The following is a 15,296-nucleotide window of genomic DNA, read 5'->3' as shown; positions in this document are numbered from 1 at the left end:
ACATGACAGTAAATAGAGCGAATCTACGTGCTGTGCTGTAGGAAATTAGCTATTGATCGTTTGCGCGAGGATTGTTGACCAACGCCGCAAGCTTTTCTGCGCGTTCGATGCACTCAAGCGCACGCTCCACCATCAACGTGCCCATCTCCACCATATGCATGACGGTAAAGGCCAGCTTGCGTTGCGAGCCTTGCAGGGCGTCGCCGACTTCATAGGCCGTGGCGATGGCGCAACGCAGGAACTCGATGGCGTGGACGAGGGTGTCTTGCAGGTCGGCCATGTCCTGGGCCACGTAAATAGCCAGGGCGCGTTCGACCATCGTCGGTTCGCAGTCTGTTGAATTGGAATGGGGTGGATCGGGTGTGATTTTGACCATGGCTTAGCTCTTCAATGAGAGCCGCCAGATAATCGCTACTAAACGATCAAAGGTGGCGGCTGTGACTTGCAGGTTAGTAGACCGGCGAGCTAAGAAACCGGCGCACCCGAGGGTGCCCTGCGCACAGCCGCCATAACGTACAACCGTCGAAAACGGTTGCTGATACAGCGGTCCAATACGCCTTAACTCATGGTGCCAGGCTACTAAACCTGATCGCTGATGAGCAGCGACCGGCGCAGACTAGGCTCCCGAATTGACCGGCGCAAGTGGGTGCGGATTCTCTCGGAAATGTCCTTCAAAAGAAAGAGAGCGGGGCTACAGCAGCGCTTTTTTGTGGGACCGGCTTCAGCCGGGAAAGCATCCACAAATTGGGTGGGAGCCTGCAGACCGGCATTTTGTGCAGGCAATAAAAAACCCGCCGAAGCGGGTTCTTTTCTACAAAACCATTCCAACATCCTGTCGACGGCCATCCGGGCCATGGTCGAATCATCCGTAATCCGCTGGTGAACTCCTTGTTCTCCAGTTGTGGATCCAAGATTACGCAGGCTGAGGGGAGGTAGATAGGGCGAATGTACGTGATGGCGTGTAGGACATTGGCTATTGATCGTTTGCGCGGCGCCATCAGAAGCCGTCATATGCTCTGTGTCAGATATACCGCCTTGTGAACACAACGCCCATATCCGGGTTGAAATGAGGTTTCGTAGGACCGGCTTTAGCCGGGAGGGCGTCCTCATCGCTACCCCCGATCCCAATAGCGACGCGCAACCTGTGGGAGCGCGGCTTGCCCGCGAAGAGGCTGAGCCTGGGACATCAGGCACACCGCGTCGAGGTCTTCGCGGGCAAGCCACGCTCCCACGGATGCTCATTAATTTCAGGCAATAAAAAACCCGCCGAAGCGGGTTCTTTTCTACAAAACCATTCCAACATCCTGTCGACGGCCATCCGGGCCATGGTCGAATCATCCGTAATTCGCTGGGGAACTCCTTGTTCGCCAGTTGTGGATCCAAGATTACGCAGGCTTGGGGTAAGTACATAGAGCGAATGTACGTGATGGCGTGTAGGACATTGGCTATTGATCGTTTGCGCGGCGTTATCAGGAACCGTCATATGCTCTGTGTCGGATACACCGCCTTGTGAACACACCGCCCATATCCGGGTTGAAATGAGGTTTCGTAGGACCGGCTTTAGCCGGGAGGGCGTACTCATCGCTACCCCCGATCCCAATAGCGACGCGCAACCTGTGGGAGCGCGGCTTGCCCGCGAAGAGGCTGACCCCGGTACGCAGGCACACCGCGTCGACGCCTTCGCGGGCAAGCCTCGCTCCCACGGATGCGCGCCGTGCACCCATGGGCAACCGTCAAGGAATCCTTGACAGTTCAGCCGCCGCTATCCCGAACTGGTGCATCGCGAAATCCTCAACTAGCGTCATGTCGTTATCCCCCTCATGGATCGAAACGGGATGGACTTGCGCCGAAGGCTTTACGCTCCAGTTTCCCTATGGATTGGAGTCGTGTTTTTTCTGCTGCCCATCAGCCTGATAACGGTTGCTATCGCTCTCCAGGTACTTTTCCTGCAAGGCGAGCGCTGGGCGTTCATAAAGAACCTGCCCTCGCTTTGCGTTGCCATTGCCTTGGGCATTTGCTGGGCGGCCTGGTATCGCGTCCGTCGCTATCGGATCACTCAAGCCAACCGCAAGTTTTGGCTGAGGTGCCTGACATTCTCTGTTCTTCTGGGGTTGTTGTTGGCGTTTCGGGCCGGGCTTGGTTCTACCGGGGTGACACGGACTTTCATTCTGATCAGTCCATTCATTGCCGCGGCCTGGATATACCTGCTGGTTCGTCAGGCTGAGATTTGGCAACCGCCACCTGTAGCGTTGTCTTTGGCCAAACCGGCAGCCGAACCTGCGCCATCTTTGCCGAAAATATCGCCGCCCGAGGCGGTCGCGCAGCCGCATCGTTCGACTTGGCGCAGGCGCCTCTATGCGCCGGTCTGGTTATGGCTGGGCATGTTGCTGCTTTTGCTGCCAGCCAGCCTTATCACTTTTCCCTTTGCGTTCTTCGCATTCTCGCCGCACTTTGCTGACCGGCCTCTGCAACAGAACCTGGTGCTGTACGGTTTTGTGCTGTGCCAAGTGATTTGCTGGAAAGCCTGGCGTCGAATTCGGCGCTACCTGATCACTGAGTCCAACCGCGTGATCTGGCTCCGGGCCCTGGTCTTTTCCATGTGCTTTGGCGTGCTGCTTCTGGTTGTGACTGCACGGCTGCCGTCTTCCGGGCACACGCTGTTTGGCTGGGTGTTTCCAGGGCCTTTCATTGCGGCAATCTGGCTGTGTTACTTGGTCAACAAGGCACCGAGCTGGCAGCCCGAGCCGACGCCCCAAACCCTTGAGCGATTGCGCAAGACGCTGTCAGAGCTCTTCGTTCCGCGACCGTTACCGGGGGGTAATGATGTCGTTTCGGTGTTCATGTTGATCATGGCCTTTGTGGCGGGAGGCGCCTTTGCTGTTGTGCTGGGTTACGGCCTGATCTGGAATGACATGATACTGCCGAGTAAGCGGGGAGTGCTGCATAGCCATGGTCCGGCAGTCTGGACCTTTGCAGGCTTTTATCTCTGTTTGGCCCTCGGCTGCTTTTCAGTGATAGCGGGCCACTTTGACAGGCGCGCGAACGCAGACGGCTATCGTATTTTCCGCTGGCGCCTGCATTTGGCCGGATGGAGGTTTTTCTTCTGTTCGATGGCTTTGTTTGTGTTGTTTGAAACATAGAAAAACGCCGTCCACCCTATGACCGGTGAACAGCGCTGTGGTGTTGGGCGCGAAACCCCAGGGGCTCCGCGCTCACTCATTCGAATCAGGAAACCTTACGCTGCGGTGCCCCATGCACCATGGTGTAAGCGTAATCAACACCCATGCCGTACGCGCCGCTGTGTTCGCGCACCAGGTTCATCACGGCGTCGTAAGTCTCTTTGTGTGCCCAGTCACGTTGGTATTCGAGCAGCACTTGTTGCCAGGTTACCGGTACTGCGCCTGCCTGAATCATGCGCTGTACAGACATGTCGTGAGCTTCTTTGGTGGTGCCGCCCGACGCGTCGGTGACGATGTACACCTCGTAGCCTTCGGCCAGTGCTTCCAACGTCGGGAAGTTCAGGCAGACCTCAGTCCAGAGTGCTGCGATCACCAGTTTCTTGCGCCCGGTCGCCTTGACCGCTGCGACCAGTTTCTTGTCTTCCCAGGAGTTCATCGAGGTGCGTTCGATGGGCTGTTGATCCGGGAACACGCCCAGCAGTTCCGGCCAGATATAGCCGCTGAAGCTTTCGGTTTCAACCGACGTCAGGATGGTCGGCACGTTGAAGATCTTCGCGGTTTTGGCCAGGCCGACGGCGTTGTTCTTCAGGGTTTGACGATCAATCGACTGCACGCCGAAAGCCATTTGCGGCTGGTGGTCGATCAGGATCAGAGCGGAGTTGGTTGGGTTCAGCAGTTCGCGGATAGACATGGCATGTTCCTTTAGATGTCGATAACAGAGAGGTCGTAAATTTAGTTAGGCGCTTTGCTCGTTTGGGCTGTTTGCGTCTGGCTTGGGAGTAAATTTACGGGCTTGTGGTTATCGAGACAATTCCCCATAAATCGGATTCATTGTTTCTAAAATGGGGACAAACAAAAAACTCGGGGTTTCCTGAACCCAGGGTCGGTCATAGGCTCGAATACGCCATCACCTGATCCCCAGCCAACAATGGAGCTGTTGTCATGCGTCATTCCCTCCTCGCTGCTGCTTTGCTCGTCGCCTGTTCCTCCTCTGCCGCCTTCGCCGAAACCAAAAGCTCCCCGGAGTACGATGCCTGCCTTGCCAAGGCCATGGGCGACGCCGCCATGAGCGACTGCACCCGCGCAGAAACCCGCAAGCAGGACGCCCGCCTGAACAAGGCCTATAAAGCCGCCATGGCCGTGCTGCCTGCAGAACAGAAAAAGCAGCTCAAGGACGCCCAGATGCTCTGGGTCAAATTCCGCGATGCCGATTGCGGGATGCAGTCCACCTTTACCGGCGGGACCATGGACATGATCAATGGCGCCAGCTGCGAGCTGAACATGACCCAGACGCGGGCGGATGCATTGGAGTGGTATGCCGAATTTGGATCGGATGCGGCCCAGTAGACAGCCGGCTTAACGACTTTCGGCAGGGGCAATCGAAATGGCATGAGCTATTTCTATCTGTAGGAGCGAGGCTTGCCCGCGAAGGCTGCGGGTCAGGCTCAGAAATATGTCGGATGTACGGACCTCTTTGCGGGCAAACCTCGCTCCTACAGGTAGCGAAAATGAATATCTATTTATATCAATGAATTAGGTGTTTTGTGCATGAATCAAAACACACTTCCGTAAGGGCAATTTGCCCGCATTGCACAGTCAAAACCATGCACTTATAGTCCGCGCCGTCGCTGCAAAACAGCGACAGGGCTTGGTCACCCTCATCAGTAGTTCAAAGCGCCGATCTACGCATCTCGGCTTTTTTATTCTCTATTAGAGACTCTGAACTTATGCATACCGAAAATCCGTCCAACACCCCCAACGTTGACGCATCTCAAACCGAGCACGCAGACCGCTACCTCCCCCTGAGCACCAATTTCAGCAGCTCACCCTCATTGTTCATCGATACCCACGCCGATAAAAGCGATCTGCAGGAATGCGCCAGTATCCGCGTTCGTGCAGGGACGGAGCTGCTTGAGAGCCTGACGTGCATGAATATCAGCAATACCTGTGATGAGGATTTTCGGCGGGTGGTGAATGCGGCTTATCTGCTGCTGAAGGATGGGGTGGAGTTGATGGGGGTGGCTAGGGGGTAGGGATCCAGCTCTGGGCTACCCGGCTATTTTGTAAGCCGCAGAAAGTCCCGCTTGAAGATTCAGGGCGGGCTTTTTCAGCTGCTAGTCTGATATATCTGCCGATAGTGGTTGCTAGCGCCTTGTCGAGCTAGCGGAGTGCAAGCGGTGGGCATATAAAGTGACTGGGCGTCTAAATGCTGCTAGCGTTTGGGCATAAACAATTGCAGAGGTCAAAATGGGACGTTCGGCCGACTACACAATCCAAGGATTCTTGTACCAGTTTAATCAGACCCTCGCTGAGCTACTCAAGGCGTCGGATGATGCGGAAATTACTATAGAGGGTATTGTCGAAGATATTGAAGTTGCAACATTTGCGGGCACTAAAGCGATTCAGTGTAAATATCACGAAGCGCAGAATAAATACGTACCTAGCATTCTGTACGACCCTTTGCTTCAGATGATGAAGCATTTTAAATCTAATCCTATATCGAATATAAAATATCATCTGTTCGCTTATTTTCCGAATAATCCCGTAGTTGTCATTTCAGCCATAGAACTACAGGGTGCTCTAAGCTCAAAAAATAAAGACTTACAAGCGTTGATCGCAGATGTTGTTGGTGTTGATGTGGAGGAATTTCTAAAAGTATTCACGGTTACGATAACTCCAAAGTACAACGATTTGATGGAAGAGAATGCGAGGCTGCTTGAAACTCTAGGTTTTAGCAAGGTTGAGGTGGAGACGCTATTTTATCCAAATGCCATCCAAATGATCGGCGATCTTAGTATAAAACATGAGGAAAAATTAAGAAGAATTACCAGAAGAGACTTCATGGAAAAGCTTCACCGAATTAGATCTACAGCCGTTTCTCAGTGGACGCTTGCGTTAAAAACTCGGCAGAAAATTTTAGAGATACGACGTAGACAGCTAAAAGAAAATCTGAGTGCAAATGTTCGTTTGCGGTTTCTGATCATATTTCCTGAATTTCTAGAGCGGTTTGATAATCAAATTGTACTCTTTATCAAATTGTTTATTGATAAATACCATTTCAAGCAAGCACACACGCATACCCCCCTCTTTGTGCTGGATGTTACTCAAGATTTATTTGAGGAGATTGCGGAACGATTAATCGGGAAGGATGTGGTCCCAAACCTTGGGCGACCAGTAAAGGCTTTTTCCGAAATCAGCTTTTTTCGTGAGCCGATGGTTTTGAAGGATAAAAAAGAGTTTGTTTTGCGACTAATTCGTTGGGCGGATTACAAAGATATTCAGCTTAAAGTTAAGCCGGATGATTTTTTTGTAATTGGCTATGGGGATATTACGAGTCTAGATCTTCAAGATGTAAATGTTGAGGCCCTAGGTGCTGAAAAATTTGATGAAGTAAAATATATGATGGGGATGAGCAATGCCTATTAAAGTTGGAGCAGTACTCTCATGTGCACCTGAAGCTGTCATCGTTGCGGTGGATAGTCTTGAAGTTTTCGAGAGAAATAAGGAAGGACTTCAGGTTGGTCGCTTTCTGAAGATCGCCCAAGGCAACCACGATTTTACGATTGCCACCATTCGAAATATCAAAGGTGCAAACACGACCACCTCAGACGGGAAACCGATCTGGAGCTTCCAGATTGAATGTCAAGCGATAGGAACTCTAGTAGAGGATAAAACCTTTGACCGTAGTAGTCTTCTATTACCTGTACCAACTGAACATGCATTCATTGCAGAAAATGATACGTTAGACAAGATATTTACAGCAGATGGTGATCACGACTTTCCTCTTGGAAAACTCTCGATGAATAAAGCCATTGATCTTATGATCAACGGCAACAGATTTTTCAGCAAGCATATTGCCGTCGTCGGCTCCACCGGCTCTGGCAAGTCGTGCACTGTTGCTAGTGTGTTACAGGGTATCGTTGGGATATCTCAGCATAAAAATAACAATAAGAATAAGCAAAATAACTCGCATGTGGTGATATTCGATATTCATGATGAATATACCGCTGCGTTTACTTTGCATGCAGAGGAGTCTTTCACTTTGAGTCGGTTGGATATTGACTCGCTCCAGCTCCCATACTGGCTGATGAACTCGGAAGAGCTCGAAAGCATGTTTATAGAAAGTAATGAATCTAACTCGCACAATCAAGTAAGTCAGTTTAAGTATGCTGTGGTTTTAAATAAGGAAATGCATAATCCACTTGTTCCAGAAGTGACTTATGATACTCCTGTTTATTTTTCTATTAGAGAGGTTTATAGCTTTATAGAGAATCTAAATCGGGAGGTAATTGGCCGACTACCCGGAGAGGACAGACCTAAACTAGCCAACGGGGATTTGGTGCTTGATCGGAAAATATATTTCGAAAAAGTCCACGATTTTATCACGAATTCAACTGCGGTAGCCACCAAGGCTACCAACGGGCCGTTCAATGGAGAGTTTAATCGGTTTGTTTCGAGGTTGGAGTCGAAACTGGCGGATAAACGCCTCCGATTTCTTTTGAATTCAAAGAAAGTCGATGGACTCGCGCATGTTACTGATGATTTCGAGGCATTGATGAAGCAGTTCATTGGATACCTCCATAAGGCGAACGTCACCATTGTAGACTTGAGCGGGGTTCCATTTGAGGTTCTGAGCGTTACGGTAAGTCTGATCTCTCGACTCATCTTTGACTTCTGCTTTCATTATTCAAAGCTGCAACATGCTGGAGGCAAACTCAACGACATCCCGGTTATGCTTGTTTGTGAAGAGGCGCACAACTACGTACCGCGAGACAGCAACGCAGCCTATCGATCATCGCGAAAGTCTATCGAGCGCATCGCAAAGGAGGGACGTAAATACGGGTTAAGCCTTATGGTTGTGAGCCAAAGGCCTTCGGAAGTGTCGGAAACAATATTCGCTCAATGTAATAACTTCATTTCCCTTCGCCTCACGAACGATGCTGATCAGACTTATGTTCGACGGCTATTTCCTGACAACGCTAATGCGATCACAGAGATTTTGCCTAACCTGGCTCCTGGCGAGTGCGTGGTGGTCGGTGACGCCGTATTGCTGCCTGCAGTGATCAAGATGCCGCTACCGGTTCCAGAGCCACACTCTCAAAGTGTCAAGGTTCATAGTGAGTGGAAAACACCGTGGCGCGATATTGTCTTCGCGCAGGTCATTGAGCGTTGGAGAAAGTGAGGAAGGTGGTCTCTAGAGTGACGGTTAACGACTTGGGCATAGACGCTTTGCTCTGGCTGCAATCTTTCAGTAGGGTCTGGATCAACCCCAGGGCCTGGCCCGGATAGATCCGCAGGCCCTACACGCGCTTGCCGAGGCGGCGAACTCTCTCTGGGAAATAGCCCCTGGTTTCGTAGGCGTTCTGAACGACTGTTTTGGCTAGTGCTGCCTTTCATGGCCCAAGGATAATGGGGCAGACGCGCATCTTAATCACGGGTCTGTCGTACCTAAGAATGGATTTAATTGATGGCTAATAAATACAGTATAACTCTGGAGTGACATTTTTCTAAGTTGGATCAACTAGATTCGTGAAGGTCGATACTTGTAAGATAGGGAAAGTTTTCAGAAGCTCAGCGTCAAGCGCCTCTGCAAAGTTCTTAACCAAATTAGAAACTCGCCTAACGTCGGATGATGTGACATTTACAGGATAGCCCTCTTTGTCACGCCCCCCTCGATGCACTATGTCGTGACGAATTATAATTTCTGGCATGAATGGTGCTATTTCAGGAAATTTAATTCTCAAGGTTTTTTCAAGCAACGGTTTGGCTTTATCCAATCGATGCCATATGAAAGTTTGTAAGTAGTCAATAACCTTTTTCTCTAAACCTTCCATTGTGGTAAAGATATCTGAAAGTTTCAGTTTCTCTCCCGCAAAATCTTCATTACTTTTGACAAAGGATCGTAATACATCGTGATTCTGTGTGACCCAATAGGCAGTCGTGTCCCACAGATAAGCCTCTAAAGCCGTTATTGTTGCACTATGCAATAGCTGAATTACAAAACCTTGGGTAATGACAGGGCTGGTTAGCGTTTCTTCAACTTGATTCAAGCGTTCAATCAACATTCTCAGTGGATCAGTGCGAGCCTCAGGAAGCATCGAATAGATATCATCATATCCCCAATCGCCACGATCAATCGCTGCCCATTCGTCCCCACATTTTTGAACTAAATCATTGATCACCTCTTCCATCACCTCATATTCTACGACGTGTGAAAAACGTTCCTGTATCTCTTCGTTTGGATCGTAGGGGCCGCCACAAATAAATTGGTATCCGCCCTCTCTACTTTCGTAGGGTGTGGAGTTCGCAGGATCTTCGAACCGAGCAGAAAACCAACGCCTCATTGCTTCAATCTGTAAAGCCCTAGGAGCTTCTTGGAGCCACTGATCATTAGGGTCGAACTCTCGAGCATCTTGGTTACCTGCCTCAGGCGGCAGTTCTATTTGATCGTAGTCCCATTGGTCCATGGGGGAGTCTCCCTGATAGCATCGTATGAACTGGGCCAAATGGCTATGAAGGCCTGGGGCAAATCTAACCCATGCCTGGCAATCTGTCACAGCAATCTCTGTGACGGAGTGCAGGCTACACTTCAACAAACTACCGGCGAGAGATTGCGCGACCAACCTGAACTACCGCGTTTGACTGACCGTTGCCACTGCTCATTGATAGGTAGGGTTGGATGTTGTTGCATCCTTATGTGCGATGGCCGTCATCTCCGTTAGTCCCAGACAGACTGCCGAGACAAAAAAAGCTATCCAAAAACAACAAAACCCGCACAAGGCGGGCTTCGTTTGACGCTTCAAGACAGTCCAGGACAGCTCAAAACAAGTAGATGGTGCACCAGACGGGATTCGAACCCATGACCCCTGCCTTCGGAGGGCAGTACTCTATCCAGCTGAGCTACTGGTGCAATGCGGGCGCCATGATACCCATGTCGGCCCGAGGCGTCCATGGCGGTTTTTATCCTGCCTTCAGGCCGGGCTAGTGGCCGCTGATGGCACCGTTGGGCGGTCAATGGGGTTATGGCCTTTCGTGATGGCTTTTGCCGGGCTTACCTTGAGGAGCAGTTTTTCTGAACGTTGCCCACTGACGCCGATCAGAAAAAACTACTGATCCGGTAAAATCCGTTCTTTTTTTCGAACAGGCTATTGTCCTTTAACCCATCAGTCCCTAGGATTCGTTTGAGATTTCAAACGCTCTTGTCTGGTCTTTGCACATTTATATGCGGGCCTGGCGGATGTTTTCCTTGGTGGCAGCCTCGCCCGAGGCGCCTGCGAACCCACAATAAAACGCTGCGCCCATGCGCGGTGATGTTCAGGAGGCCGACATGCAGCTCAAAGATTCCCAGTTGTTCCGCCAACAAGCCTATATCGATGGCAAGTGGCTGGATGCCGACGGCGGTCAGACCATCAAGGTCAATAACCCGGCCACCAACGAGACTCTCGGCACTGTGCCGAAGATGGGCGCGGCCGAGACGCGTCGCGCCATCGAGGCGGCTGACAAGGCGCTGCCGGCCTGGCGTGCACTGACCGCCAAGGAACGTGGCAGCAAGCTGCGTCGCTGGTTTGAGCTGATGATCGAAAACCAGGACGACCTCGGTCGCCTGATGACCCTCGAGCAGGGCAAGCCGCTGGCCGAGGCCAAGGGCGAGATCGCTTACGCGGCTTCCTTTATTGAGTGGTTCTCTGAAGAGGCCAAGCGCATCTATGGCGACGTGATTCCTGGCCATCAGCCGGACAAGCGCCTGATCGTGCTCAAGCAGCCCATCGGTGTCACCGCCGCGATTACGCCGTGGAACTTCCCGGCCGCGATGATCACCCGTAAAGCCGGCCCCGCCCTGGCCGCCGGTTGCACCATGGTGCTCAAGCCTGCTTCGCAAACTCCTTACTCGGCGCTGGCTCTGGCTGAACTGGCCGAGCGCGCAGGCATCCCGGCTGGCGTGTTCAGCGTGGTGACCGGCAGCGCTGGCGATATTGGCAGCGAGCTGACCAGCAACCCGATCGTGCGCAAGCTGTCCTTCACCGGCTCGACCGAAATCGGTCGCCAGCTGATGGCCGAATGCGCCAAGGACATCAAGAAAGTCTCCCTGGAGCTGGGCGGTAACGCGCCGTTCATCGTGTTCGACGACGCCGACCTGGATAAGGCCGTCGAAGGCGCGATCATCTCCAAGTACCGTAACAACGGCCAGACCTGCGTCTGCGCCAACCGTATCTACGTGCAGGACGCGGTCTACGATGCGTTCGCCGAGAAGCTGCAGGCCGCCGTGGCCAAGCTCAAGGTCGGCAACGGCATGACCGAAGGCACTACCACTGGCCCGCTGATCGACGAAAAAGCCGTGGCCAAGGTCAAGGAACACATCGCTGACGCCCTGAGCAAAGGCGCGAAAGTGCTGAGCGGCGGTAACGCGCTGGAAGGCAACTTCTTCGAGCCGACTATTCTGGTCAATGTGTCGAAAGACGCAGCCGTGGCCAAGGAAGAGACCTTCGGCCCACTGGCGCCGCTGTTCCGCTTCAAGGACGAGGCCGAAGTGATTGCGATGGCCAATGACACCGAGTTCGGTCTGGCTTCGTACTTCTATGCTCAGAACATGAGCCGCGTGTTCCGCGTGGCCGAAGCGCTGGAGTACGGCATGGTGGGTATCAACACCGGCCTGATCTCCAACGAAGTGGCGCCGTTCGGTGGCATCAAGGCCTCGGGCCTGGGCCGCGAAGGTTCCAAGTACGGCATCGAAGATTATCTGGAAATCAAATACCTCTGCCTGTCGGTCTGACCCGCAGAGGTGTTGCAGCCGCCGGGGCGCGAGAGCGACGTTTCGGCGGCTTTTAGTAGCACCCAAAAACCTTTTTGGTGGCCGGGACGTCCCGACAGTCGATCATCGCATGCTGTCGCGGGCTGACCCCGTCACTCGATCCTTGAGCTACGCCGACCGATGAGCGGCGAATGAGGAATACATGAGCAAAACCAACGCATCCCTGATGAAACGTCGCGAAGCCGCTGTACCCCGCGGTGTTGGCCAGATTCACCCGATCTTCGCCGAATCGGCAAAGAACGCGACGGTCACTGACGTCGAAGGCCGCGAGTTCATCGATTTCGCCGGGGGCATTGCGGTCCTTAACACTGGTCACCTGCACCCGAAAATCGTTGCCGCGGTGCAAGAGCAACTGACCAAGCTGACCCACACCTGCTTCCAGGTACTGGCCTACGAGCCGTACGTCGAGCTGTGCGAGAAGGTCAACGCCAAGGTGCCAGGTGATTTCGCCAAGAAAACCCTGCTGGTCACCACCGGTTCCGAAGCGGTTGAGAACGCCGTCAAGATCGCTCGCGCTGCCACTGGCCGTGCTGGCGTCATCGCGTTCACCGGCGCTTACCACGGCCGCACCATGATGACCTTGGGCCTGACCGGTAAAGTCGTGCCTTACTCGGCTGGTATGGGCCTGATGCCAGGCGGCATCTTCCGCGCGCTGTACCCGAACGAGCTGCATGGCGTCAGCGTTGACGATTCCATCGCCAGCATCGAGCGCATTTTCAAGAACGATGCCGAGCCTAAGGACATCGCCGCGATCATCATTGAGCCGGTGCAGGGCGAGGGCGGTTTCTACGTCGCGCCGAAGGCCTTCATGGCGCGTCTGCGTGCCCTGTGCGACCAGCACGGCATTCTGTTGATCGCTGACGAAGTACAGACCGGCGCTGGCCGTACTGGCACCTTCTTCGCCATGGAACAGATGGGCGTGACTGCCGACCTGACCACTTTCGCCAAGTCCATCGCTGGCGGCTTCCCGCTGGCCGGTGTCTGCGGCAAGGCCGAGTACATGGACGCCATCGCTCCAGGCGGCCTGGGCGGCACCTACGCCGGTAGCCCGATTGCTTGCGCGGCTGCCTTGGCCGTGATGGAAGTGTTTGAAGAAGAGCACCTGCTGGACCGCTGCAAGGCTGTCGGCGAGCGTCTGGTCACTGGTTTGAAAGCCATTCAGGCCAAGTACCCGGTGATTGGCGAAGTGCGTGCCCTGGGTGCGATGATTGCCCTGGAGTGCTTCGAAGGCGGCGACACCCACAAGCCAAACGCCGCTGCGGTGGCCCAGGTGGTGGCCAAGGCGCGTGACAAAGGCCTGATCCTGCTGTCCTGCGGCACTTACGGTAACGTGCTGCGCGTGCTGGTGCCGTTGACTTCGCCTGACGAACAACTGGACAAGGGCCTGGCCATCATCGAAGAATGCTTCGCTGAACTGGCGTAAGGCTTTCATGGTCAAAATTTGACCAGTCGTACGAAAAAACCCGCTTTGGCGGGTTTTTTTTCGTTTTCAGACGGGCATTTGTCTTTTTATGTCTGTATCCAGAGCGGAGCATTGGCTAAGGTGCATGCAGTGAAGTCGGAGACTCCTGATGAGTGTTGTAGACGTGCCCGCCATACCACGAGTTTTGATCGCAGAAGCTGATCCGTGGATTCGCGAAACACTCAGCGATCTGGTGCTGGGGGTTTGTGCCGAGGCCGAGCTCGAGATCTGCACCGATGGCCGCCAGGCCGTGGAATGGCTGAAGAAACAATTGCCGGACCTGATCATCGCGGCCAGAGAGCTGCCGATCATTGATGGCCTGAGCCTGCTGCGTGGTGTTCGCCAACTGCGCCGCTCGCCGCCCCTCGCCTTTATTTTGTTGAGCAGCCGCAATGACAGCGCCAGTGTGCGCGAGGTCTTGCCGCTGGCACCTACCGCTTACCTGACCAAGCCTTTGAACCTGGAGGGCCTGCGTCAGCGCCTGGAAACCCTGCTGCTGGGCCGTGCCGAGCATGCGCCCGGTGAGATTCCGCCATTGGCGCCGGGCCTGACCTTGACCAAGTTCCTCGACAAGCGCCGCGAAACTGCTGATAGCGCGCCGCTGTTTGTCGACGTGCCGTTGGCACTCAAGCGCAGTCAGGGGCCCAATGGCATCGATGTCCACTTGCTCGAGCAGGAGCTGCGCAGCGATCCCCATGTCACCGCTGTGCTGATCGCGGCCGCCAATACCGCTGCACAGCATGTCGGCAAACCAATCCAGACATTGGGCCCTGCGCTGGCGATGCTGGGTGGTGTGCAGAGCGCGCATATTATTTCGGGGTTGGCGAACAAGCGTGTTGCGGCCCTGAGCGACGATGCGCTGATCTTCCATGCCAATCAGTTCTGGGGGTTGTCCCAGCGCACCGCGGAATACGCCAGGGTGCTGGCGCGGATGCTCGAGCTGGATCAGGACCGTTGCTATTGCGCCGGCCTGTTGCAGAGCCTCGGCGACCTGGCGGTGGTGGGTTGCCTGCAGGAGTGGTTGTTGGTCGGCGGCGTGCTGACCGAGGAAGTCATCGCCCAGTCCCTGGAACAGTACTCGGCAGCCTTCGGTTCGGCCTTGCGCACCCGCTGGCGACTGCCGCTGGAACTGCGTGAGCTGGTCGCGGCGGTGTATCAGTACAACACCGGGATCTTCACCCGTGAGGTGCTGGCCATGAACCTGGCCGGGCAAATGGCTTGCCTGGGCGAAAACGAAACCGTGGCGGCGCTGCTCAAGTCCAAGTCGGCCAAGCTGTTGAAGCTGGGTGTTGCCGATCTCGAACGCCTGCGCAAGAAACTCACCGGCAGCGCCGGGCCGAGCCTGATCACCCCGCCTGCGCCGTCAGTGCCTGTTGAGGTGGTGGAAGGTGAACTGACGGCTGAAGAGGGCGCGGTAGATACCGAGCTGGACCTGCTCGATCAGATGGACGACGAACTGCCACCGCCGGGTGAGGACAGCTTGCTGATTGATAAGCCGTCTTCGGCGGCGGAGTCTTGAGCACGCCGGTTCAGATTATTTGAATTGGAATGAGATGTTGTGGGAGCGAGGCTTGCCCGCGAATGCTTTTTTTCAGCCGGAGAGGATGCTGCGGTTGCACCGGCCTCTTCGCGGGCAAGCCACGCTCCCACGGGATTTGTATTGTGCTGCGTTTATTTGAATTGGAATGAGATTGTGTGGGAGCGAGGCTTGCCCGCGAATGCTTTTTTTCAGCCGGAGATGATGCTGCGGATGCACCGGCCTCTTCGCGGGCAAGCCACGCTCCCACGGGATTTGTATTGTGCTGCGTTTATTTGAATTGGAATGAGATGGTGTGGGAGCGAGGCT

11 protein-coding genes and 1 tRNA gene are annotated in these 15,296 nt (G+C 54.0%); 8 read left to right on the top strand and 4 right to left on the bottom strand.

The annotated features are described in order from the left end of the window. Nucleotides 1-49 precede the first annotated feature (49 nt). Nucleotides 50-376: a DUF6124 family protein gene (locus M2401_RS32925; RefSeq protein ID WP_259111032.1), complete on the bottom strand. Its 327-nt coding sequence runs from the start codon at nt 374-376 to the stop codon at nt 50-52. 1,510 nt (nt 377-1,886) lie between these two features. Between M2401_RS32925 and M2401_RS32920 the strand changes: the two genes are divergently transcribed. Continuing rightward, on the top strand, nt 1,887-3,140 hold the full coding sequence (locus tag M2401_RS32920; protein ID WP_259111030.1) for a hypothetical protein: 1,254 nt from the start codon (nt 1,887-1,889) through the stop codon (nt 3,138-3,140). Between the two features lie 85 nt (nt 3,141-3,225). On the opposite strand, the gene M2401_RS32915 is transcribed toward M2401_RS32920, so the two are convergent. Continuing rightward, nucleotides 3,226-3,870, bottom strand: a complete 645-nt coding sequence (locus M2401_RS32915) for a hydrolase (protein ID WP_259111028.1) — start codon at nt 3,868-3,870, stop codon at nt 3,226-3,228. A gap of 251 nt (nt 3,871-4,121) precedes the next feature. On the opposite strand from M2401_RS32915, the gene M2401_RS32910 reads away from it, so the two are divergent. From M2401_RS32910 to M2401_RS32895, 4 genes are all read left to right on the top strand, one after another. Beyond that, complete coding sequence (locus M2401_RS32910) at nt 4,122-4,526, top strand: lysozyme inhibitor LprI family protein (RefSeq protein ID WP_259111026.1); 405 nt, start codon at nt 4,122-4,124, stop codon at nt 4,524-4,526. Between the two features lie 380 nt (nt 4,527-4,906). Beyond that, nucleotides 4,907-5,212 (top strand): hypothetical protein, encoded by a 306-nt coding sequence (locus M2401_RS32905; protein ID WP_259111024.1) that lies wholly within the window; start codon nt 4,907-4,909, stop codon nt 5,210-5,212. A 214-nt stretch (nt 5,213-5,426) separates the two neighbouring features. After that, nucleotides 5,427-6,605 carry a hypothetical protein gene (locus M2401_RS32900; protein ID WP_259111022.1) on the top strand — a complete coding sequence of 393 codons (1,179 nt, stop codon included), beginning with the start codon at nt 5,427-5,429 and terminating at the stop codon, nt 6,603-6,605. After that, nucleotides 6,595-8,361: an ATP-binding protein gene (locus tag M2401_RS32895; protein ID WP_259111021.1), complete on the top strand. Its 1,767-nt coding sequence runs from the start codon at nt 6,595-6,597 to the stop codon at nt 8,359-8,361. The genes M2401_RS32900 and M2401_RS32895 overlap by 11 nt, the downstream gene beginning before the upstream one ends. Before the next feature lie 325 nt (nt 8,362-8,686). Here the strand turns inward: M2401_RS32895 and M2401_RS32890 are convergent, their stop codons facing one another. Together M2401_RS32890 and M2401_RS32885 are read right to left on the bottom strand one after the other, a co-directional pair. Further along, nucleotides 8,687-9,646, bottom strand: coding sequence for a hypothetical protein (locus M2401_RS32890; protein WP_259111019.1), 960 nt, complete (start codon nt 9,644-9,646; stop codon nt 8,687-8,689). 366 nt (nt 9,647-10,012) lie between these two features. Continuing rightward, a tRNA-Arg gene (locus M2401_RS32885) sits at nt 10,013-10,089 on the bottom strand. 417 nt (nt 10,090-10,506) lie between these two features. On the opposite strand from M2401_RS32885, the gene gabD reads away from it, so the two are divergent. From gabD to M2401_RS32870, 3 genes are all read left to right on the top strand, one after another. Then, complete coding sequence (gene gabD, locus M2401_RS32880; protein WP_259111018.1) at nt 10,507-11,949, top strand: NADP-dependent succinate-semialdehyde dehydrogenase; 1,443 nt, start codon at nt 10,507-10,509, stop codon at nt 11,947-11,949. A gap of 181 nt (nt 11,950-12,130) precedes the next feature. Further along, complete coding sequence (gene gabT / locus M2401_RS32875) at nt 12,131-13,411, top strand: 4-aminobutyrate--2-oxoglutarate transaminase (RefSeq protein WP_259111016.1); 1,281 nt, start codon at nt 12,131-12,133, stop codon at nt 13,409-13,411. 148 nt (nt 13,412-13,559) lie between these two features. Further along, nucleotides 13,560-14,969, top strand: coding sequence for a response regulator (locus tag M2401_RS32870; RefSeq protein WP_259111014.1), 1,410 nt, complete (start codon nt 13,560-13,562; stop codon nt 14,967-14,969). The last annotated feature ends 327 nt before the right edge of the window (nt 14,970-15,296 follow it).

The organism is Pseudomonas sp. JUb42 (assembly GCF_024807945.1).
Lineage (GTDB): Bacteria > Pseudomonadota > Gammaproteobacteria > Pseudomonadales > Pseudomonadaceae > Aquipseudomonas.
Note: the sequence above shows the minus strand (reverse complement) of the source record. Positions and strands in the feature narration are given on the sequence as shown.

Bases quoted from the DNA above. Each gene is read 5' to 3' on its own strand.
- M2401_RS32900 (WP_259111022.1), top strand. From the start codon at position 5,427: ATGGGACGTTCGGCCGACTACACAATCCAAGGATTCTTGTACCAGTTT.
- M2401_RS32870 (WP_259111014.1), top strand. From the start codon at position 13,560: ATGAGTGTTGTAGACGTGCCCGCCATACCACGAGTTTTGATCGCAGAA.
- M2401_RS32915 (WP_259111028.1), bottom strand. From the start codon at position 3,870: ATGTCTATCCGCGAACTGCTGAACCCAACCAACTCCGCTCTGATCCTG.
- M2401_RS32910 (WP_259111026.1), top strand. From the start codon at position 4,122: ATGCGTCATTCCCTCCTCGCTGCTGCTTTGCTCGTCGCCTGTTCCTCC.
- M2401_RS32905 (WP_259111024.1), top strand. From the start codon at position 4,907: ATGCATACCGAAAATCCGTCCAACACCCCCAACGTTGACGCATCTCAA.
- gabT (WP_259111016.1), top strand. From the start codon at position 12,131: ATGAGCAAAACCAACGCATCCCTGATGAAACGTCGCGAAGCCGCTGTA.
- M2401_RS32895 (WP_259111021.1), top strand. From the start codon at position 6,595: ATGCCTATTAAAGTTGGAGCAGTACTCTCATGTGCACCTGAAGCTGTC.
- M2401_RS32890 (WP_259111019.1), bottom strand. From the start codon at position 9,646: ATGGACCAATGGGACTACGATCAAATAGAACTGCCGCCTGAGGCAGGT.
- M2401_RS32925 (WP_259111032.1), bottom strand. From the start codon at position 376: ATGGTCAAAATCACACCCGATCCACCCCATTCCAATTCAACAGACTGC.
- gabD (WP_259111018.1), top strand. From the start codon at position 10,507: ATGCAGCTCAAAGATTCCCAGTTGTTCCGCCAACAAGCCTATATCGAT.